19 protein-coding genes are annotated in these 19,998 nt (G+C 69.8%); 6 read left to right on the top strand and 13 right to left on the bottom strand.

What is annotated here, in order from left to right; translation table 11 throughout:
* Positions 1-44: 44 nt before the first annotated feature.
* Together PQI23_RS09995 and PQI23_RS09990 are read right to left on the bottom strand one after the other, a co-directional pair.
* Positions 45-1,196, bottom strand: a complete 1,152-nt coding sequence (locus PQI23_RS09995; RefSeq protein WP_339974104.1) for a methyltransferase domain-containing protein — start codon at positions 1,194-1,196, stop codon at positions 45-47.
* An 8-nt stretch (positions 1,197-1,204) separates the two neighbouring features.
* A complete protein-coding gene (locus tag PQI23_RS09990; protein ID WP_339974102.1) occupies positions 1,205-1,924 on the bottom strand; it encodes a ferritin-like fold-containing protein in 720 nt (239 codons plus the stop codon).
* A 142-nt stretch (positions 1,925-2,066) separates the two neighbouring features.
* Between PQI23_RS09990 and PQI23_RS09985 the strand changes: the two genes are divergently transcribed.
* Positions 2,067-3,617 (top strand): DEAD/DEAH box helicase, encoded by a 1,551-nt coding sequence (locus PQI23_RS09985; RefSeq protein WP_339974101.1) that lies wholly within the window; start codon positions 2,067-2,069, stop codon positions 3,615-3,617.
* Between the two features lie 33 nt (positions 3,618-3,650).
* Here the strand turns inward: PQI23_RS09985 and PQI23_RS09980 are convergent, their stop codons facing one another.
* On the bottom strand, positions 3,651-4,505 hold the full coding sequence (locus tag PQI23_RS09980; RefSeq protein WP_339974099.1) for a PHP domain-containing protein: 855 nt from the start codon (positions 4,503-4,505) through the stop codon (positions 3,651-3,653).
* A gap of 48 nt (positions 4,506-4,553) precedes the next feature.
* Between PQI23_RS09980 and PQI23_RS09975 the strand changes: the two genes are divergently transcribed.
* Entirely contained in the window at positions 4,554-5,933 is a 1,380-nt protein-coding gene (locus tag PQI23_RS09975; protein ID WP_339974097.1) for an aminopeptidase P family protein, read from the top strand.
* Complete coding sequence (locus tag PQI23_RS09970) at positions 5,917-6,480, top strand: hypothetical protein (protein ID WP_339974095.1); 564 nt, start codon at positions 5,917-5,919, stop codon at positions 6,478-6,480. The genes PQI23_RS09975 and PQI23_RS09970 overlap by 17 nt, the downstream gene beginning before the upstream one ends.
* A gap of 23 nt (positions 6,481-6,503) precedes the next feature.
* Here the strand turns inward: PQI23_RS09970 and PQI23_RS09965 are convergent, their stop codons facing one another.
* Together PQI23_RS09965 and PQI23_RS09960 are read right to left on the bottom strand one after the other, a co-directional pair.
* Positions 6,504-6,893, bottom strand: a complete 390-nt coding sequence (locus PQI23_RS09965) for a YchJ family protein (protein ID WP_339974093.1) — start codon at positions 6,891-6,893, stop codon at positions 6,504-6,506.
* Positions 6,890-8,575 (bottom strand): DUF885 domain-containing protein, encoded by a 1,686-nt coding sequence (locus PQI23_RS09960; protein ID WP_339974285.1) that lies wholly within the window; start codon positions 8,573-8,575, stop codon positions 6,890-6,892. The genes PQI23_RS09965 and PQI23_RS09960 overlap by 4 nt, the downstream gene beginning before the upstream one ends.
* 134 nt (positions 8,576-8,709) lie before the next feature.
* Here PQI23_RS09960 and PQI23_RS09955 point away from each other — a divergent pair, with 134 nt between their 5' ends.
* Positions 8,710-8,934: a hypothetical protein gene (locus PQI23_RS09955; protein WP_339974091.1), complete on the top strand. Its 225-nt coding sequence runs from the start codon at positions 8,710-8,712 to the stop codon at positions 8,932-8,934.
* 53 nt (positions 8,935-8,987) lie between these two features.
* Here PQI23_RS09955 and PQI23_RS09950 read toward each other — a convergent pair whose 3' ends face one another.
* Entirely contained in the window at positions 8,988-10,631 is a 1,644-nt protein-coding gene (locus PQI23_RS09950; RefSeq protein WP_339974090.1) for an aminotransferase class I/II-fold pyridoxal phosphate-dependent enzyme, read from the bottom strand.
* 101 nt (positions 10,632-10,732) lie between these two features.
* On the opposite strand from PQI23_RS09950, the gene PQI23_RS09945 reads away from it, so the two are divergent.
* On the top strand, positions 10,733-11,647 hold the full coding sequence (locus PQI23_RS09945; RefSeq protein WP_339974088.1) for a LysR family transcriptional regulator: 915 nt from the start codon (positions 10,733-10,735) through the stop codon (positions 11,645-11,647).
* A gap of 10 nt (positions 11,648-11,657) precedes the next feature.
* Here the strand turns inward: PQI23_RS09945 and PQI23_RS09940 are convergent, their stop codons facing one another.
* From PQI23_RS09940 to PQI23_RS09910, 7 genes are all read right to left on the bottom strand, one after another.
* Positions 11,658-13,133: an MDR family MFS transporter gene (locus PQI23_RS09940; RefSeq protein WP_339974086.1), complete on the bottom strand. Its 1,476-nt coding sequence runs from the start codon at positions 13,131-13,133 to the stop codon at positions 11,658-11,660.
* Positions 13,134-13,254: 121 nt separating this feature from the next.
* Positions 13,255-14,022, bottom strand: coding sequence for an amino acid ABC transporter ATP-binding protein (locus PQI23_RS09935; RefSeq protein WP_339974084.1), 768 nt, complete (start codon positions 14,020-14,022; stop codon positions 13,255-13,257).
* Positions 14,019-14,906 (bottom strand): amino acid ABC transporter permease, encoded by an 888-nt coding sequence (locus tag PQI23_RS09930; protein WP_339974082.1) that lies wholly within the window; start codon positions 14,904-14,906, stop codon positions 14,019-14,021. Before PQI23_RS09930 ends, PQI23_RS09935 begins: the two co-directional genes overlap by 4 nt.
* A gap of 7 nt (positions 14,907-14,913) precedes the next feature.
* Positions 14,914-15,750, bottom strand: a complete 837-nt coding sequence (locus PQI23_RS09925) for an ABC transporter substrate-binding protein (RefSeq protein ID WP_339974080.1) — start codon at positions 15,748-15,750, stop codon at positions 14,914-14,916.
* 108 nt (positions 15,751-15,858) lie between these two features.
* Entirely contained in the window at positions 15,859-17,169 is a 1,311-nt protein-coding gene (locus PQI23_RS09920) for an amidohydrolase family protein (RefSeq protein ID WP_339974078.1), read from the bottom strand.
* 10 nt (positions 17,170-17,179) lie between these two features.
* Complete coding sequence (locus PQI23_RS09915) at positions 17,180-18,784, bottom strand: adenosylhomocysteinase (RefSeq protein ID WP_339974076.1); 1,605 nt, start codon at positions 18,782-18,784, stop codon at positions 17,180-17,182.
* An 83-nt stretch (positions 18,785-18,867) separates the two neighbouring features.
* Positions 18,868-19,509, bottom strand: a complete 642-nt coding sequence (locus PQI23_RS09910) for a hypothetical protein (RefSeq protein ID WP_339974074.1) — start codon at positions 19,507-19,509, stop codon at positions 18,868-18,870.
* Here PQI23_RS09910 and PQI23_RS09905 point away from each other — a divergent pair.
* Positions 19,508-19,843 (top strand): GNAT family N-acetyltransferase, encoded by a 336-nt coding sequence (locus tag PQI23_RS09905; protein ID WP_339974072.1) that lies wholly within the window; start codon positions 19,508-19,510, stop codon positions 19,841-19,843. The genes PQI23_RS09910 and PQI23_RS09905 overlap by 2 nt on opposite strands.
* Positions 19,844-19,998: the final 155 nt, after the last annotated feature.

Here is a 19,998-nt window from a genome sequence, read left to right as displayed (position 1 = left end):
CGGCGTCCGGTCAGACGCGGCGTCCGATCAGACGCGGCGTTCGATCAGACGCGGCGTTCGAGCAGCACCATGACCTCGAGGTGACGCGTATGGGGGAACATGTCGAACACGCGCGCACTCCGCACGCCCCACGACGGCATCGCGGCGAGATCGATCGCGAGGCTCTCGGGGTTGCAGCTCGAGTAGATCACGCGCCGGGCGGGTGCTCGCTCGATCCACTCCGAGAGCTCGGCGCCGATGCCCCGGCGGGGCGGGTTCACGATGACCGTGTGCGGGGCGTCCGCCGTGGGCGCACCGACCGCGTACCTCGTCGCATCGGCGGCGACGAACTCGGCTGCTATCCCGGCTTCGGCTGCACTGCGGCGCGCCGACTCGACTGCCGCTTCGCTGATCTCGACGCCGAGCACGCGGGGCGGGGCGGCGCGCACGGCGGCGGCGCAGTGCAGAGCGAACCCGCCCACGCCGCAGTACAGGTCCCAGATGGAGTCGGGGCGCTCGGCGGCGACCCACTCGGCGGCCTGCGCGTACAGCGCACGCGCCACGGCGGTGTTCGTCTGGAAGAAGCTCTGGGGCCGCAGATGCAGCGAGACCTCTCCGAGTCCCATCTCGAGCGAGTCGCCGAGCAGCAGCTCCTCGCGCTCGCCCTCGAGCACCGCCTTGTGCTCGGGCAGCAGGTTCACCGACACGACGACCGCTCTCGGCACGCGCTCGAGCAGTGCGGGCAGCGCCTTCCGCAGCACGTGCAGCCCCTGCTCCGAGCGCGTCACGAAGCGCAGCATCAGCTCGCCGGAGGGCGCGAGCGTGGCGTGCACGAACTTGAGCTCCCCGCGTCGCCGCGGAACGTCGTAGGGCTCCAGGCCCGTCGACTCGATGAACGCCACCAGGTGCGGGATCGCGTCGCGGATGCCCGGCTCCTGAATCACGCAGTCGCGCAGGTCGATCCCGGTACCGTCCCGTCCGAGTATGCCGAGCGTCACGGCACGGGCGCGACCGCCGACCACGAGTTTCGCCTTGTTCCGGAAGTCCGCGGTACCGCCCCGCACGCTCGGCAGCCAGAGCGCCTCGGGCACCTGCGGCAGCAGTTCGCGGCACCGCCGCTCCTTGTCGCTGAGCTGGGTCGGGTACGGCGTCTCGAGCAGGGCGCACGACCGGCAGCGCCCAGCTTCGAAGTACGCGCAGTGCGGGAGAGTAGACATCGGAGGCCTCAGGCCGTCAGCCCCAGCCCGTCCATCCGCCGGATGTGGTCGGCGATGAGCTCCGTGAACACCGGCTCGACCTCGCTCGCATCGAACTCGCGGTGCTCGCTGAGAGAGAGCACGGCCCGGGAGACGAGCAGGGTGTCGCCGACGAGGCGCCTGCCCCACACGGCGAGCCAGCTCGAGAGCAGTTCGTCGGCCTCGAGCGCGTCTTGCAGCAGCGTCTTGAGCTCCGGGCGACCCGTGTCGTTGCGCAGGATCGCGATCGCCTCGCCGCGGTAGCCGTCTTTCAGGCCGCTCGCGAGACTGGCGAAGAAGTCGTCGAAGAGGCCGCCGACGAGATAGAGCGACAACACGTGTTGGTGCCAGTCACCCGTGTCGATGCGTTCGACGTACGAGTCGATCACGGGCGAGAACGGCTCCATGACGACGTGCGGCTCGTGGCCGCGCGACCGGATCTGCCCGGTGAGCTGCTGGTGCTTGGCGAGTGTCTGGCCGGCGACGCGAGCCAGCACGTCCTTCGCCTCGAGCGACGGAGCTCCCGAGACGGCCCGGGTGGCCGCTTCGTAGAGTTCGAGCTGCAGGTATGCGGTGAGTCCGAGGAACGGCATGATCCCGGGAGCGAATTCGGCGAGCTCGACCCGCTCCGCCTCACCGGCGTCTCCGCGCGAGCGCATCTTGCGCGCGGGCGCGTTCTTCCGGCGCAGGCCTTTGATCCACTCGAACACCCTGACAGCTTACCGCCGTGCCGCCGCCGCCTTGGAATAGACTGGCGACGAACGTACTTCACCGCCGGAGCCATCGGAGCGCCGGCCGCTGCGCCTTTCGACACGCGCGCGCAGCACCCGCACTCATCGAAAAGGACGCACTATGACCACATTCCTCGAGCTCGGCGTCGATCAGGACATGGTCGACTCCCTGAAGGACCGGGGCATCGTCGACGCCTTCCCGATTCAGGAGCAGACGATTCCGCTCGCGTTGTCGGGGCAGGACATCATCGGCCAGGCGAAGACCGGCACGGGAAAGACCTTCGGCTTCGGCCTGCCGCTGCTGCAGCGCGTCGGTGCGCAGCCTGTGGATGGCGTGCAGGCCCTCGTAGTCGTGCCGACCCGCGAGCTCGCCGTGCAGGTCTACGAAGATCTCGAGCTCGCGGCGAAGAACCGAGCTGCGACGGTCGTGCCGATCTACGGCGGTAAGGCGTACGAGGGGCAGATCGAGCAGCTCAAGTCCGGCGCGCAGGTCGTCGTCGGCACCCCGGGTCGCCTGCTCGACCTCGCGAATCAGCGCCTGCTCGACCTCAGCAAGGTCCGCGAGATGGTGCTCGACGAGGCCGACAAGATGCTCGATCTCGGCTTCCTCGCAGACATCGAGAAGCTGTTCTCGCTGACACCCCCGGTGCGCCACACCATGCTCTTCTCCGCGACGATGCCGGGCACGATCGTGACACTCGCGCGACGATTCATGTCGAATCCGATCCACATCCGCGCGACCGACCCCGACGAGGGCGCCGCACAGGCGAACATCGAGCACATCGTGTACCGCGCGCACTCCCTCGACAAGGACGAGGTGATCGGGCGGATCCTGCAGGCCGAGGGCCGCGGGAAGACCGTCATCTTCATGCGCACCAAGCGCGCCGCTGCGAAGCTGCAGGAGGAGCTCGTGGATCGCGGCTTCGCCGCCGTGTCCGTGCACGGCGATCTGAACCAGGAGCAGCGCGAGCGCGCCATGGTGACTTTCAAGACGGGCAAGAAGGACATCCTGATCGCGACCGACGTGGCGGCGCGCGGCATCGACGTCGACGACGTCACCCACGTCATCAATCACACCGTGCCCGACGACGAGAAGACCTACCTGCACCGTGTCGGGCGCACCGGGCGCGCAGGGCGCACCGGCATCGCCGTGACGTTCGTCGACTGGGACGACCTGCACAAGTGGGCGCTGATCAACAAGGCGCTCGACTTCGGCATCCCCGAGCCCGTCGAGACGTACTCCTCATCGCCGCACCTCTTCGCCGACCTGAAGATCGCTGAGGGGACGAAGGGGCGGCTGAAGGCCACCCCGGTGAAGGAGCGCGCCCCCCGCGACCGATCGGACGCGCGTGCCGGCCGATCCGGTTCGTCGAACAGCGCGGGCGGCCCCGGATCGGGCGAGACCGGCGACGGCGAACGCGCTCGGAAGCGCACCCGACGCCGCACGCGCAGCGCGAATCCCCTGGGTCAGGGCCGCCACGAATCGCACGGTCACGAGCAGCACGGTCACGACGCCGAGGGCGGTGGCGAGCCCGGTGCCCCGCTGACTCCCGCCGATGCGCTGGCCGCTTCGGGGGAGACGGCTCCCCCGAAGCGCCGTCGGCGTCGGCGTCGCGGAGGCTCGGGAGCATCCGGTGGTGCGGACAGCGCGGCCGGGGCGACCGCAGAGTAGGCAGCGCCACACCCACAGCGTCTGCACGACGCGTCAGCGCGGTTCGGCGAGCCCGTCTCGCAGGCGTGCGACGGTAGCCCGGTCGGTCACCTGCTGCCCGAGCAGGTTCGGCTTCCCCGCGCCGTGATAGTCGCTCGACCCCGTCGCCACGAGGCCGAGTCTCGACGCGGCGGCGATGATGGGCGGCAGCCAGTCCTCGCGGTGCTCGGGGTGGCGCAGTTCGACTCCGAACAGGCCTGCCCGCGCGAGCTCCGCGAGTTCACCCGGCGATACGGGGGTGCGCTGCCGGAACGCGGCGGGATGGGCGAGCACCGCAGCGCCGCCCGCGGACCGCACCATCCGAATCGCGTCGACGGTCTCGATGGCCTCGGTGCCGAGGTAGTACGGCGACCGCGGATGCAGGAGTTCTGCGAACACCGTGCTGCGATCCGGAAAATACCCGGCTGCCACCAGCGCATCGGCGATGTGCGGGCGACCCACCGTGCGCGCATCCTCATCGCCCAGCACCGATTCCCAGGTGATCGCGTAGTCGGCGGAGACGAGACGCACCATCTCGCGTGCTCGGGTCAGCCGCGACCGGCGCACGGAGGCGAGGGCTTCGAACAGCTCGCCGGCGAGCGGGGCGATGCCGTATCCGAGCAGATGCCTCGACTTGCCCCGGTGCTTCGTCGTGATCTCGATGCCGGGCAGGAAGTCGATGCCCACCTTCCTCGCGGCAGTGCGCGCCTCGTCCCAGCCGTCGATCGTGTCGTGGTCGGTGAGCGCGAAACCCGCGAGCCCGAGTGCGGCCGCTTCACGGGCGATGTCGCCCGGTCGCGTCGTGCCGTCGGAGAAGACCGAGTGCGTGTGCAGGTCGAAGCCGGCCGGCGTCTCCGCGGATTCCGTCATCCTGCCATCTTAGAGCTGGGCCGGAGTCCAGGATGAGAGGATGGACGCATGACCGACAGCAGCCAGTCCACTCACGAGGTGGAGATCGACAACAGCAACCGGAGCACGACCCCGCAGACGGATGCGTTCGTGGAGTATCTCTCGACGCAGTGGGCCGACCGCCCGGAGATGCTGCCCGAGCCGTGGGCGGTCGCCCCGTACGCGGAGGCGCGTCGGCGCGCCTTCTCATCGAACTTCCCCGGCGAGCGGGTCGTCGTCGCTGCGGGCGCCATGAAGCAGCGCTCCAACGACACGTTCTACCAGTACCGCGCGCACAGCGCCTTCGCGCACCTCACGGGGTGGGGCTCGGCGAGCGAGCCGGGAGCGGTGCTCGTGTTCGAGCCGCGCGACGGCGGGCACGACGCCACGGTCTACTTCCGCGAACGCGCGGGCCGCGACAGCGACGAGTTCTTCGCGAACCCCGAGATCGGCGAGTTCTGGATCGGCCCGAGGCCGTCCTTGGAGCAGGTGGCGGCGGCGCTCGGCGTGGCCACCGCCCCGCTCGGCGCATTCGTCGCGACGGAGGACGACCGCACGCTCGACGACCCGGAGGTGGCGCGCGTCGCCTCGGAGCTGCGGCTGGTCAAGGACGCGTACGAGTTGGCGGAGATGCGGTCCGCAGTCGACGCGACAGCACAGGGATTCGACGATGTGCTCGCCGCGCTTCCCCGGGCGAGCGCGCATCCTCGCGGCGAACGGATCGTCGAGGGCGTCTTCAATCAGCGGGCGCGCCTCGAGGGCAACACGGTCGGATACGAGACGATCGCCGCTTCCGGCCCCCACGCGTGCACGCTGCACTGGATCCAGAACGACGGCGCCGTGCGCGAGGGAGACCTCCTGCTGCTCGACGCCGGGATCGAGCTCGACAGTCTGTACACGGCCGACATCACACGCACCGTACCTGTTTCGGGCACCTTCACCGAGGTGCAGCGCCGGGTGTACGACGCCGTGCTCGAGGCAGCGGACGCCGCGCACGCGATCGTGCGACCGGGGATCCGCTTCCGCGACGTGCACGCCGCGGCGATGGAGGTCATCGAGCGCCGCACCCGGGAATGGGGCTTCCTCCCCGAGGACGACGGCACCGCGTACTACCGCCGGTACATGGTGCACGGCACCAGTCATCATCTCGGCATGGACGTGCACGATTGCGCCCAGGCGCGCCGCGACATGTACATGGACGGGATCGTAGAGCCGGGCATGGTGTTCACCATCGAACCCGGCCTCTACTTCCAGCCCGATGATCTCACCGTACCCGAGGAGTATCGCGGCATCGGGGTGCGCATCGAGGACGACATCGTGGTCACCGAGACCGGGTGCGTCAACCTGTCGGCGGATATCCCGCGCACCGCGAGCGATGTCGAGGCCTGGGTGCATGGCGCCCGGGACTGACGACCGGCGTCCGCTCGCTCGTGCGGCCGGCGCGACCGCAACCGCTGCGCTGCTGCTCGGCACGACCGCCCTGGCCCCGCTCTCGATGACGGCGGCCTTCGCCGAAGCCGGCTCATCGGGCTCGGCGAGCGCGTCGGGCGGCGCACCGCATCAGACGCTGGCGGCGGCGGGCGGACCATCCACCGCACTCGCCGCGGGCGTCGAGGTGCCCATCGTGGAGAGCGGGCTCGATCAGGACCGGCCGAAGCAGTCCGGGAAGGCTCCTCGAACGGCCCTCTACACGCTGGAGCAGTTCCTCTTCAGCGGCGTTGTCCACTGGGGCGGGTACCGTTTCACCTACTACAGCCAGAAGGTGCTCCCCGGCGCAGGGCTCGCGATCCCCGGGCGGCACGTCAACGAGGACGGGTACGTCAGCGACGCCGACGGTTTCATCGTGCTGGCGGGAGACGCCCCGAAGGGCGCAGTCTTCGAGACGCCCTTCGGGTACCGGGGGAAGATCTACGATCGCGGCACGTTCGGCACGCATCTCGACGTCTACATCGAGTAACGGCGTCGATTCGCGCGCGCACTCTAGTCCGGCGTTTCGCCGTCGACGTACACCCAGCGGCGTTCCGGGCCCGATCTGCGGAACCGGCTGCGCTCCCGCAGCTCGACCCGGCCGCCCGGGCCGCGGGCGATCGCCGTGAACGTCACGGAACCGGCGTCGTCGAAGGGACCGCCCGCGACCGAACCCTCGATGAACAGACGCCGCCATTCCGTCGCGTCGTCGAGTTCGAGCGACTCCGGTCGCGTCGTGGGATCCCAGGTCGCGAGCAGATAGGCGGCGTCGCCGACCGCGAACGCGCTGTAGCGCGTGCGCATGAGTCGTTCTGCGGACGGCGCCGCTGCCCCCGCGTGCAACGGCCCGCAGCAGGCGGCGAAGCCGATCCCCCGCCCGCAGGGGCAGAGCTCGTCGCTCACGCTCCGAGCTCGCCGCGCAGCGCGCGCTCGAGCGTGTCGAGCCGCACGCCGCCGAGTGCGAGGGCATCGCGATGGAAGGTGCGGATGTCGAAGGCGTCTCCCGCAGCGGATGCGCGCGCAGCGGCCTGATCCCGGAGCCCCTCCCAGATGCGCTGTCCGACCTTGTACGCTGGCGCCTGCCCGGCCCAGCCGAGGTACCGCAGCACTTCGAACCGCACGAAGCCGTCGTTCATGTTCACATTTTCGTCGAGGAACTGGAACGCGTAGGCGCCGTCCCACACGCCGCCGTCGGGCCGCCGCTTCCCCAGGTGCACGCCGATGTCGAGCACGACGCGAGCGGCCCGCATGCGCTGACCGTCGAGCATGCCCAGGCGATCCGCCGGGTCTTCCAGGTACCCCAGCTGCTCCATGAGCCGTTCGGCGTACAGCGCCCAGCCCTCGGCGTGCCCCGACGTTCCCGCGAGCTGGCGACGCCATTCGTTGAGCGAGCCGCGGTTGACGACCGCCTGCCCGATCTGCAGGTGGTGGCCGGGCACACCCTCGTGATACACCGTCGTCAACTCGCGCCAGGTATCGAATTCCGTGACCCCCTCCGGCACCGACCACCACATGCGGCCGGGGCGCGAGAAGTCGTCGCTCGGTCCCGTGTAGTAGATGCCGCCCTCCTGCGTGGGGGCGATGCGGCACTCGAGGGCGCGGATCTCCTCCGGGATCTCGAACTGCGCACCCGCGAGCTCCGCGACAGCGCGATCGCTCGTCTTCTGCATCCAGCGCTGCAGCGCATCGGTGCCGTGCAGCTTGCGCGACGCATCCTGATCGAGCTTCGCGATCGCCTCGGCGACGATGCCCGGGCGCGGCGACCCGCCGACGATCTCAGCCGCCGTGCGCTCCTGCTCGGCGACCATGCGCGCCAGCTCGTCGAGACCCCATTCATAGGTCTCGTCGAGGTCGATCCTCGCACCGAGGAACGCCTCGGATGCGAGTGCGTACCGGTCACGGCCGAACGCGTCGGTCTCGGGCGCGTGCGGCGCGATGTCCCTCAGCAGGAACTCCGCGAGCTCCGCGTAGGCGCTCGACGCGCCGGCGGCCGCGGCGGCGAGCTCGATCGCGGATTCGGCGGGGATGCCCGAGGAGCCAGCGAGCCGACCGAAGAACCCGAGATCCTCCGGTGTGCCCGCGGTGCGCCGCGCCTGAGCCGCAACCTCTTCGACCTGGCGGATCGCCGGGACGAGCCCCTCGCGCACGCCGTCCGCGAGCGTCTCCCGGTAGCCGGCGAGCGCGGCGGGCACCGCGCGCAACCGGTTCGCCACGTGCGACCAGTCCCCTTCCGATTCGGTCGGCATGAGGTCGAAGATGTCGCGAATGCTCTGCGACGGAGACGCGATCACGTTGAGGTCGCGCAGGTGCTCGCCCGCATCGTGCCGGGTCAGCGAAAGGCGCAGTTCGGCCTCGAGGTCGGCACGTGTCACGGCGTCGACGTCGTCGATGGGCGCGACGGCGACGAGCTCGGCGAGCGTGCGTCGCTGATCCGCCGCCAGGGCGTCGTGCCCCGCCGGAGAGAGATCTGGCAGGCCGTCGCTCGTGCGGCCGATGTACGTGCCGATCGTCGGATCGTGCTCGACGAGGGTGTCCACCCACGCCTCCGCGATACGGTCGATCGCAGTCTGCTCGCGCTGTTGCATCATGCTCCTACGCTACGGCGTCAACCTCGGCTCGCCCCGTGCGACGCGACGGGCGCGCGAGAATGCGCCGGACGCCAGGCTAGACTGGTCGTAACACCCGCGCAGCCCTGCGCCCGCACGACTGAGGAGTTCTCGTGAAGATCCGCACCCGCATCGCCACCGCCGTGACCGTCGCGCTCGCCTCGGTCTTCTTCGCCGCTCCCGCGTTCGCGAGCGCCGGCGGCGACAGCTCGGATCAGGCGCTGTCGAGCGCCGGCGATCCGTTGAACTATGCGGGCATCGCAGCAGTCGGCATCGTCCTGCTGCTCATCGTGCTCGTCAGCTCGAAGCTCGTCGGCGACCTCTTCGAGAAGAAGTAACGCGGCTCGCAAGTCCCGATCGGCGACGCTTCGGGCATCCGGGCCGCGTGGCCTCAGTCGATGCTCGCCGGCTCAGTGACGACGCGGATGCCTGAGACCTCGGCATCGACGGCTCCCCGCACGTATCCCGTCGGCGATGCCGCGACCGCTCGCAGGAATGCGACAGTTTCAGCGGTGATCTCCTCCCCCGGCAGCAGATTCGGGATACCGGGAGGGTAGGCGGCGAGTGTGTCCGCGGAGACCCGGCCCACGGCCTCGTCCGCTGCAACGACCTCGCTGTCTCCGAAGTAGGCGTCCCGCGGTAGAACGCGGAGCGCCCCCGGCGCGGGGAGCTCGGGGAATGAAGCGGATGCAGCGATCGGATCCGGATCCGCGAGCGCCGCGCTCGCCACCTCGTCGAGCGCGATCATCACCCGCTCCACATCGGGAACGGTCAGCGCGCCGATGACGGCGACGATGCTCGTCGCCGTCGACATCTCGAAGTAGATGCCGTGTTGAGCGCTCAACCGAGCCCGGACCCAGTGTCCGCTCCGCCCCAGCGCGGAGACGTCGATCGGGACTCGGAGGCGATCGGTGTCGACGATGTCGGGGAACGCATCGAAACCGTCGCTGATCACGGCGAAGCGGGTGTCGGCGCGCAGGCGGTCTCGCAGGGCGCCCGCAGCCGCGAGCGCATCGCCGATGCGCTCCTCGCCGAGCACGAGCGCGCGCCTCGTCTCATCGAGGGACCCCATGAGGAGACTGCTCATCGACGTCGAGGCCGTCATCGAATACGCCCGCTCCACGAGCGGCTCGAGGCGCTCGGCGAACGGCCCCTGTCCGAGATGGAGCATCGCGGACTGGGTGAGCGAACCGGCGAGTTTGTGCGTGCTCGAGACGACGAGATCGGCGCCGAGGCGCGCCGGCGACCCCGGCAGCCCCGGGTGGAATCCGAAGTGAGCGCCCCATGCACCGTCGACGATGAGCGCCGCGTCGTGGGAGTGGGCGACCCCCGCGAGTGCTGCGACATCCGCCGTCGACCCGAAGTAGCTCGGAGACACGACATATACGCTCGCCGCGGGGCGCCCCGCCTTCGATTCTCGAGTGAGCGCAGCGTCGAGCGCGGCCGGCGTCAGTCCGTGCGCGATGCCGTGACGAGCATCGATCTCGGGCTTTACGAACGCGGGGGTGAGCCCTGCGAGCAGCACCCCATCGGTGAAGCTCGAGTGCATGCTGCGCTGCACGAGCACGTGTTCGCCGAGGCTGCGCACTGCGATGGCGGCGGTGCGGTTCGCCTGCGACGCCCCATTCGTCAAGAACCAGGTGCGGCGTGCGCCCCAGGCCTCGGCGGCGAGCTGCTGCGCCCTCGCGAGCGGCGACTGATCGCCGAGGTCGATGCCCTCGAGCATGAGCGGGATGTCGACGGCCGCGGCTCGTGCGCCGAGCAGATCGAAGAGGTGCTCGCCGCCGTGCTCCGCGCCGGTGCCGTGGCCGGGCACCATGAGCGACATGGGCCGCGAATCGGCGAAGCGCTGCAGCGCCTCGGCGTACGGTGCGCTCCGCTGCGCCTCTGCGATACTCGCCACGGTGCGATTCGAGTCGACTTCCGCGGCCGCGCCTCCCGACACGATGGCGCTCGCGGCTTCGTTGCCCAGAGGCGAGTGGCGGGGGTCGATCCGCGTTTCCTGATCCAGCATTCCTCCAGATTGGCCGCTCATGGGTGCTCCCAGAAACCCGCATTCGGCTTTCGGGAGTCATATACTGTATGGATCACAGCGGGGTGACTCCCCTGGTCGATCCAGAAGATCCGAGGTGCTCAGTGCTCGATTTCCGACAGTTGCAGGCGCTCAGTGCGGTCGCCTCGGAAGGATCCGTCGCTCGCGCAGCCAAGCGGCTCGGGTGGAGTCAGCCGACCGTCGACTACCACCTCCGCAACCTCGACCGGCTCGTCGGAACCGATCTCACGACGCGCAGCACGCGCGGCAGCAAGCTCACGACGGCCGGCAGCCTCATGCTCGAACGCGGCGGTGAGATGCTGAGTCTGGCCGATCGGGCGTTGACGGACGTGCGAGATCTGGCTCAGCTGGGCAAGATCCGCTTGCGCTTCGGCACCTTCCCGACCGCCGCGTCGCGGCTCCTGCCGGGCATCGCATCGCGCGTCGCCGAACTCGGCATCGAGCTCGATGCCACGCTCGAGGAGCTCGCTCCGCTCATCACCCGAATCAATCAGCACACGCTCGACGCAGCGCTCGTCTACGCGGCGGGCGGCTATCGCCTGCCGTTCCGGTCGGAAGTGCACACGACGCACCTGTTCACCGACCCCATGCTGCTCGCGCTGCCGGCCTCGCACCCGGCGGCCGCGCAGCCGTCGTTCGATCGCCGCAGTCTGCTCGCTCTCGCCGGAGACAGCTGGGTCATGGGTTCGACGCCCGGCGACACGCTCGACGATCTGGTGCGCGAGGTCTTCGAGTCGGAGGGCATGCAGGTGAATGTGGCGATCCGCACCGATGACTACTCGGTCGTGCTGGGACTCATCGCGGCAGGCATGGCCGTGGCACTGGTGCCGAGCCTCGTGAGCTTCAACCCGCCCGACGGCGTGGCCCTGCGGCCGATCGACGACCCGCTGTTCGCACGCGAACTACTGCTCGCCGCCCCGGCGGGGCCCGGAGGCCCCTCCGCGGCGGTACGACAACTCGCCGAGGCCGTGCGGCGGTCGATCGGCGCGCTCGGGTGAGCCCGCGGGATCAGTGACCGGCGTGCACCGGCGCGTCGCCCTCGACGGGCTTCGTCACGAAGAACGACAGCGCGACCGGCACGAGCGCGATGCACGCAGCCGTGAAGAACGCCATGTTCGCTCCCGGTGCCCCCGCATCGGCGACCGACAACCCCTCGGCCTCGCCCGCGTGCAGTGCGCTCGAGTAGATCGAGATCAGCACCGCGGTGCCCGCTGCTCCGCCGACCTGCTGCAGCGTGTTCAGCACGGCGGAGCCGTGGGAGTAGAGCGAACGATCGAGGGACCCGAGCGACGCCGAGAACAACGGCGTGAAGGATCCCGCGAGGCCGAGCGACATCGCGATCTGCACGAGCATGAGGAACCACATCGGCGTGTGCGTTCCGACCGTCGAGTAGACGAACATCGCCGCGGCGATGAGCATCGTGCCCGGAATGAGCAGCGTGCGCGGCCCGCGAGCATCGTAGAGGCGGCCCATGACGGGCCCGAGCACGCCCATCAGCACGGAGCCGGGGAGCAGCACCAGGCCGGCCGCGGTCGGGTCGAGCCCGGCGACGTTCTGCAGGTACAGGGGCAGCAGCGAGAACGTGCCGAACATCGCGAGGGAGATGATCGCCATGATGATGACGGCGAGAACGTAGTTGCGGGAGGCGAAGACGCGGAGATCGAGCAGCGCGTCGTTCTTCTTCTGCAGCGCGAGCTGGCGCCAGACGAAGACGGCCAGGAAGAGAACGCCGACCGCGATGATGAGCGCCGGCGGCACGGCGACGGACGTGGACGCACCGTGGCCGCCGAGCTGGCTGAGCCCGAAGACGACGCCGCCGAAGGCGAACGCCGACAGCACGATGGAGAGCACGTCGATCGGCGCGTGCGTCGTCTCACCGAGGTTCGTCATCCACTTCGCGCCGAGCAGCAGCGCGATGACCGCGATCGGCAGGATGATTCCGAAGAGCCAGCGCCACCCGAGCGTGTCGAGCACGACGCCCGAAAGGGTCGGGCCGAGCGCGGGGGCGAGACTGATGACGAGACCGACGCGCCCCATCATGCGCCCGCGCGAGCGCGCGGGGACGACGTTCATGACGGTCGTCATGAGCAGGGGCATCATGATGCCCGTGCCCGCCGCCTGCACGACGCGCCCGGCGAGGAGCGCCGGGAAGCCGGGCGCCACGAGGCAGATCGCGGTGCCGAGCACGAAGGTGCCGATGGCCGCGAGGAACACCTGACGGGTCGTGAAGCGCTGCAGCAGGAACCCGGTGGTGGGAATCACGACGGCCATGGTGAGCATGAACGCGCTGGTCAGCCACTGGCCGAGCTCCGGCGGGATGTCCAACGTCCGGTTGAGTTCGGGGATGGCGATCGCCATCGTCGTCTCATTGAGAATGGCGACGAACGCGGCGACGAGCAGCAACCAGATCACCCGCATGCCTGCGGGGTCGATCTGGTCGTCTGCGGGTTTCGGCAGCCGAATGGAAGCGGTGTCGGATGTCAAGAGTGAAGACTCCTCGAGAGGACGGAGCTGCCCCGGGCCAGGAGCGCGCGCAGCTCCTCGTAGGCAGACGTATCAGTCTAACCGGGTGCGCGCCGCTTCCATTCCCCCGTTCTGAGATTGTTCACGCGCTGAACGGATCGCCGACGCGCGCGAGGAACTCCCGCGTCTCGGGCCGCTGCGGATTCTCGAAGATCTGCTCGGGGGTGCCGGATTCGATGATCACGCCGTCCTTGAGATACACGACGCGGTCGGCGACCCGACGCGCGAACGACATCTCGTGCGTCGCCATGACGATGGTCGAACCGGAGGTCTTCAGCTCGCTGACGAGGTCGAGCACTTCGCCCACGAGCTGCGGGTCGAGAGCACTGGTGATCTCGTCGAGCAGAAGCAGCTCGGGATTCGTGGCGATGGCACGGACGATGGCGACGCGCTGCTGCTGACCGCCCGAGAGACGGTCGGGGTACTCCCCGGCCTTGTCGCCGAGCCCGATGCGCGCGAGCAGCTCGAGACCGCGCCGCTCGGCCTCGGCCCGCGAGGTGCCGAACACCTTGCGCATGGCGAGCACGACGTTCGCGAGCACCGTCATGTGCGGGAACAGGTTGTAGTGCTGGAACACGACGCCGATCCTCGCCCGCACCGCATCGACGTTCATGCGCGGGTCCGTGATGTCGTCGCCCGCGAGCATGATGCGCCCGTCGTCGACCTGCTCCAGCAGATTGATGGTCTTCAGCAGCGTCGATTTGCCGGATCCGGACGCCCCGATGAGCACGACCGCCTCGTGCTGCTGCACGGTGAGATCGATGCCGCGCAGCACGTGCTGGTCGCCGAAGCGCTTGTGCACGCCCTGCACGTCGAGCACGCCGCGGGTGCCCGGATCCTGCGCGCTCATACGACGCCTCCGATCTGCTCGCGGCGCTGCGCGCGAGCCGTCAGCCAGTCGGTCAGTCTGATGAAGGGCAGCGACAGCAGCACGAAGAGGAGACCGGCGAGCACGTACGGTGTGAAGTTGTAGCTCGACGCGACTTCGATCTGGGCAGCCCGGATCGCGTCGACGGCGCCGAGCACCGAGATCAGTCCGACGTCCTTCTGCATCGACACGAAATCGTTCATGAGCGCGGGGGTCACCTTGCGCACCGCCTGCGGCATCACGACGAGCCTCAAGGTCTTCGCGTGGCTGAGCCCGAGCGATCGGGCCGCGAGCCGCTGAGACGGGTGCACGGCATCGATGCCCGCCCGCAGCACCTCGGAGACGTACGCGGAGTAGCAGAGGATCAGCGCGACCGTTCCCCAGAACTGCGCGGGGAGGCGGCCGGTGAGTTCGAGCCCCGGAATGCCGAAGCCGACGAGGTAGAGCACGAGCAGCACGGGGATGCCGCGGAAGAGATCGGTGTAGCCCGCAGCGATCAGCCGCAGGGGCGTGAAGACCGGCCCCTTCAGCGTGCGCGCGATCGCGAGCAGCGTGCCGAGAATCGCGACGCCGATCGCGGCGACGAAGAGCACCTGGATGTTCAGCCAGAGGCCCGTGATCACGCGCGGGAACGCCTCGATCGCGATGGCGGGGTCGAAGAACGTCTCGCGCACCGCATCCCAGCCGGGGCTGTTGACCAGCACCAGCACGAGAGCCGCCGCGAACACCAGTGTGCTCGCGATGCTGACGAGGATCGACTGGCGCTTTCGAGCGCGCCGATATCCGCGCCGTTCGAGCTCGATGGGGCTGGGCGCGAACTCCTGCCCCGAATGCTGGAGCCTTGCGGACTGCCGGGCTTCGCTCACGCCGCGACTACTTCAGTACCGGGGCGCCCTGATCGGCGATCCACTCGGCGGCGAGATCGTCGAGGGTGCCGTTCTCGCGCAGGGTGTCGACGGCCTCGGAGACGTCGGCGGTGAGCGACGAGTCCTTCGGCAGCACGAACGCGAACTCGTCCCCGCCCTCGGCGGAATCGAGCTGGCCGACGATGACGCCGTCGTCGAGCTGGGCATCGCGCACGTAGAAGGCTCCGGGCAGGTCGGTGACGAGCGCGTCGATGGTGCCGTTCTGCAGCGCAGCGACCGCGTCATCGACGCTGTTGAAGACCTGCAGGTCGGTGTTCGGCGCGATCACGTCTTCGGCGACGGTGAGCGAGGTCGTGCCCGATGCGACTCCGAGCGCCGCATCCTTGAGGTCGGCGATGCTCGTGGCCTCGGCCGCCTCGGTGCCGCCTGCCGCCACGACGGCCTGCGTGGTCTCGTAGTACGGGGTCGAGAAGTCGACGGCGCGCTCTCGTTCCTCGCTCACCGAGAACTGCTGGATGTTGAGGTCGAAGTCCTTCGGTCCGGGCGCGATCGCCGCATCGAAGCTCGTGCGCACCCACTCCACGTCGCCCTTCGCGAACCCGAGTTCCTCGGCGACCGCGTACGCAACGGCGGCCTCGAAGCCCTCGCCGCTCTCCGGCGCGTCATCGATGACCCAGGGGGCGTAGGCGGGCTCGCCCGTTGCGATGGTGAGCTTGCCCTCGGTGACGGGAGCGGCTCCGGCCTCCTCGCCGGCGTCGCCTCCTCCGCTCGTGCACGCCGAGAGCGCGAGAACGGTGGCGGCGCCGATGGCGACGGCAGCAGCGAAACGGGACTGACGGGACATGGAGACTCCTTGGCTTTCAGGTGAGGGCGCAGGGTCGTGCACCGTCGAACGACGTTCATTATATGAGACATTGCGGGGCGCGATTCGCCACGCGCGCCCGGGCCCGCGTCAGCAGCGGAACTTCTCGATACCGCCCACGATCGTGCGACGCGCACGGCCGGCACCGGCCTCCACGAGTTCCGCGAGCGACGCGTCCGGATCGTGCACGGGGAGATCGAAGAACGCGAGATCGGCCATGGCACCGACTCCGAGCTGTCCGATCCGACGCTTCCCCACGTTCAACCCCAGCGCCGTGGCGCCTCCGAGAGTCGCGGCGCCGAGCAGGCGCTGATGCAGATCGTCGGCTCGGTACCCCTGCTCGCGGGCCACGCGGTACAGCTTGGCCACATCCGCGAGCAGGTCGAGCGAAGGCGACGACGAGAGCGAGTCGGTGCCGACGGCGATCGCGTTGCCCTCGCGCAGATACGCTGCGACCGGAGGCATGTCGAGCCCGATGACCTCGTTCGAGCGCGGGCAGAGCGCGACGCTCGTGCCGCGCGCCCGCAGCAGCGCCCGATCCTCCGCGCTGACGTACACGCCGTGCGCGATGTGGCAGTCGGGGCCGAGCACGCCGAGGTGGTCGACGAACTGGGTCGAGGAGACCCCGATGCCGTGCGAGCGGAGCGCCCGGAAGCTGTCGGCGCCGAGCTCCGGCCACGCGCCGTGGCCCCCCGGGCCCGCTCCGACGTAGCCGTCGATGCCGTCGAACTCCCGCTCCATATGGGCCTCGGCCAGGTGGATGTGCAGGCGCAGTCCCTCCTCGCGCACGATGTCGGGAAGTTCGAGGAGCGGCTGCACCTCGAGCGAGTACGGGGCGTGCGGTGAGACGCCGGCTCCGGGGGGCGTCGGAATCTGGCGGATCTGCTCTCGCACGGCGGCCTTGGCCTCCGGCGTCCAGTCGGTGTTGCTCGCTCCGTACACCTCCCAGTAGGCGATGCCGTGCATTCCGGCGTCGTGAAGCGCGCCGAGCGCCTCGCGGTCGGTGACGACGTCGGCTGCTGCGGTCACGCCCGCTGCGAGCGACAGCTGCGCCCCCTCCGCGGCCGCCGAGCGCCAGTCGTGCGAGTCTCGGGCGTAGACCTCGTCGAAGGCGTCGCCCCAATGGTCGAAGCCCGAGTAGTTCCGCGCTGCGACCTCGCGCATGCCGGTGTACTGCAGGTGCGTATGCGCGTTCACGAGACCGGGCGCCAGCACGCCGTCCCAGTGCTCCTCGCGGAACTTCTTGCCGCGTTGCGCGAGCACTTCGAGCACCCAGCGCCGATCGCCGACGTGCAGGATGTGCTCTCCCTGCACCGCGACGGCGCCGTCGACGATTCGCGGGCTGGTGACGGGGAAGACGAGCGCGGCGCTGTAGACGACGACGGGAGCTGCGGGGTTCACTCGCAAGAGTCTAGAGCGTCGGAGTCCGGTCGATCGCCGTGCCGTCCCGCTGCGCGTGCGACCGGTAGCGGTGCACCGCCCAGGGCTGAGCGGCTCCCCCGGCCCGTTTCATCCGGGGCTCGGGGTCGACTCCGCCGCCGCGCGCCTCGAGTGCCGCAGCCGCGACGCGACGCTCGTCGGATTCGGAGAGCCGATGCACACCCGCTGCAGCGCCCGGCTTCATAAGTCGTACGAGCGCGGCGACCTGCGTGGCGAACGAGAGATCCATCACCTCGATGGGGTTGCCCTCGCCAGCGGTGTAGTTGACGCCGCCGCCCTGGGCGAGCACGAGCACCGCGCGATCGTCGTGCGGCGCCGGAGCACGCCACTCCGAAACGCTCGGTGCGATCTCGCGCTCGGCCCACCCCGTTGCACGCATCTCGTCGATCGCGATCTCGTCGTCGATTCCACCCGCGACCGCGATGACGGCGCCGTCGCGCAGCATCGACATCGCGTGCGCATCCACCGTGTGCCACACGCCGGTGGCGCTGACCACGACGTCGGCCCGCGCGAGCGCTGTCTCCCGCGGAGCCGCTTCGTGACCGTCGTGCAGGGCGGTCAGGGCTCGTACCGGGTCCTGCTCCACGACGACTACCTCGGCCCCGAGCGCTGCGGCGAACCTGGCGACCCCCTGGCCGACGGGCCCGTAGCCCACGACCGCCCACCGCGCGCCGGCAATGCCCGAATACGGAAGCACCTCGTTCGCGTCGTCGAGCACATCCGCGATCGCGAAGACGCACGACTGCCCCGTACCGATGAGATTGTCGAAGTCGGTCTTCGTTCGCGCGTCGTTCACGGCGATCACGGGGATCCGCAGATCTCCGAGCGCTTCCATCTCGCGCACGGGTCGCACGCCGCTCGTCGTCTCCTCCGCCGCCCCGTGCAGTCGGGAGAGCGCAGCCGGGCGCTCGCTGTGCGCGAGCCTGATGAGATGCGCGCCGTCGTCGATGAGGTATTCGGGCCCCCAGTCGAGGATCGCGGCAGCGTGCTCCGCGTCCACGATCGAGGCGGGTCGCCCGTGATCCGCCTTCCGAGGAGCGAACACCGCGATGCGTTCATCGCGCGCGAGTTCCTCGGCGATCTCGGGGTCGGTCTCGGAGACCGCGCTGAACACCGCGACAGAGCATCCGGCGTCCGCTAGCAGGCGGGCGAAGGCGGCCGTCTTCGGCTCGAGCACCAGGCTCACTCCGATGCGCACCCCTCGACGCGTCGCACCGGCGCCGAGCTGTTCGGCAAGTCGCGCGGTCGCAGGCATCCCTGCCGCGGCCCAGGCGATCCGCGAGTCCGCGCTGATGCCCCTGTGCGAGTGCATGCTCCCGTCGAGCCCCACCGTGAGACCCGCGAGCCCGCGTGCCGGCTCCAGCCCGGTTCCGCCCGTGCGATCCGCCGCTTCGCCCGCTCGGTCCACGAAGGCGAAGTCCACGCCGTCATCGCGGTGCCGGAGTCGCGCACCCATGCGTCGCAGCGCCGTCGTCAACAGCGCGCGGGCGTCAGCGTCGGTGACATCGACGGATGCCGTGGACCCGGTGATGAGCCGATTGCCCGCGCGCGCGGCAGCCCGGATCGCGCGTTCCACAGCGAGACTCGGAGTTCCATCGCCCCGCGGCGCTCCCGCGTGATGCTGCGACTCCCTCGCACATGCCGATTCTGCAGCTCCGATCACTGCTCTGCTCCCTCTGCCTCGTCGGTGGTTTCGCGCTCACCGCTCGTCTTCCACGCCTCGCACGCCGCGTCCGCGTCAGCCGGCAGATCGAGGGCCGCGCGAGCCTCGGCCGCAGCGGTCCCGATGCCGTCCGCACCCTCCCACTGGTACTCCACGATCTGCTCTACCGGGAGTTTCGCGACCTGTTCCGCTTGTTCACGATCTGTGACGAGTGTTTCGGCGACGTCGGCCACGGGGTCTCTCGCGGCGTCGGGCCAGGTGCGCTCACTCGACGTGAGCGAGGACGCTGCAGCTCCACTCCGATCCGCCACGTTCGTCATGGCGTCGGCGAATGCAGACGTGCTGGTCTCGCCGCCGCGCTGGGCAGCGAGTCTCAGTCGGTCGAGCTCGACGTCGGCGATATCCCACGCCTCGTTCACGGGGCACACCGCTTCGAGATACACCTCCGCGGCGCGAGTGAGCGAGAGGGCCTCCGGCTCGGGCTCCGGTTCCGCACATCCCGCAGCGCTGACCATGAGCGCGGTCGTTCCCAGCAGAGCGAGGGTTCGGCGGGCTCGGCGCATTCTCCGACAATACCGCTGCTCGCGGCCGGTGACCGACCTCCCCTTCAGCACGGTCGCGGGATAGGGTGGCTGCATGGCGAGATATCTGAATGAAGCTGGGGCCGCTGCGGACGGATTCACCATCTCCCACGAGCCCGACCGCAGCCGCTACGTGATCACTGCGAGCGGCGCCGACGGTTCGCGCATTGTCGGCGAAGCGCACTACTCGCTGCGGGGCGAGGACGTCATCGACTTCGATCACACCGTCGTCGAGCCGGCCTTGCGCGGCACCGGGCTCTCGGGCCTGCTCGCGCAGCGTGCGGTGACCGGCGAAGCCGTCGGCGAGCGACGCATCGTGGCCTCGTGCTGGTTCATCGACGGCTACCTGCAGCGGCACCCCGAACTGATCGAGGCGTCAGAGGAGTCGTAGCCGGGAGGCTCGGCGCGCCTCTGCGCGCCTCAACGCGCCTCGGCGACGCGCGGGCCAGTGCCGTGTTCCGTGCGGTGATCAGAAGGGGTGCCGTGCGTCGTCAGGGCTGCTCCGCGCGGCCGCGAGGCTCGGGCCGGGAGCCGCAGCGGGTGACG

Origin of the sequence: Leucobacter sp. USCH14, from assembly GCF_037619215.1 — a bacterium.
Classification (GTDB): Bacteria; Actinomycetota; Actinomycetes; order Actinomycetales; family Microbacteriaceae; genus Leucobacter.
This window is presented reverse-complemented; position numbering and strand designations above follow the sequence as displayed.

What these genes read in the sequence shown, in the direction of transcription:
- PQI23_RS09995 (WP_339974104.1), bottom strand. Translation starts at nt 1,196, where the DNA reads ATGTCTACTCTCCCGCACTGCGCGTACTTCGAAGCTGGGCGCTGCCGG.
- PQI23_RS09985 (WP_339974101.1), top strand. Translation starts at nt 2,067, where the DNA reads ATGACCACATTCCTCGAGCTCGGCGTCGATCAGGACATGGTCGACTCC.
- PQI23_RS09980 (WP_339974099.1), bottom strand. Translation starts at nt 4,505, where the DNA reads ATGACGGAATCCGCGGAGACGCCGGCCGGCTTCGACCTGCACACGCAC.
- PQI23_RS09975 (WP_339974097.1), top strand. Translation starts at nt 4,554, where the DNA reads ATGACCGACAGCAGCCAGTCCACTCACGAGGTGGAGATCGACAACAGC.
- PQI23_RS09970 (WP_339974095.1), top strand. Translation starts at nt 5,917, where the DNA reads ATGGCGCCCGGGACTGACGACCGGCGTCCGCTCGCTCGTGCGGCCGGC.
- PQI23_RS09960 (WP_339974285.1), bottom strand. Translation starts at nt 8,575, where the DNA reads ATGCAACAGCGCGAGCAGACTGCGATCGACCGTATCGCGGAGGCGTGG.
- PQI23_RS09950 (WP_339974090.1), bottom strand. Translation starts at nt 10,631, where the DNA reads ATGAGCGGCCAATCTGGAGGAATGCTGGATCAGGAAACGCGGATCGAC.
- PQI23_RS09935 (WP_339974084.1), bottom strand. Translation starts at nt 14,022, where the DNA reads ATGAGCGCGCAGGATCCGGGCACCCGCGGCGTGCTCGACGTGCAGGGC.
- PQI23_RS09925 (WP_339974080.1), bottom strand. Translation starts at nt 15,750, where the DNA reads ATGTCCCGTCAGTCCCGTTTCGCTGCTGCCGTCGCCATCGGCGCCGCC.
- PQI23_RS09905 (WP_339974072.1), top strand. Translation starts at nt 19,508, where the DNA reads ATGGCGAGATATCTGAATGAAGCTGGGGCCGCTGCGGACGGATTCACC.
- PQI23_RS09910 (WP_339974074.1), bottom strand. Translation starts at nt 19,509, where the DNA reads ATGCAGCCACCCTATCCCGCGACCGTGCTGAAGGGGAGGTCGGTCACC.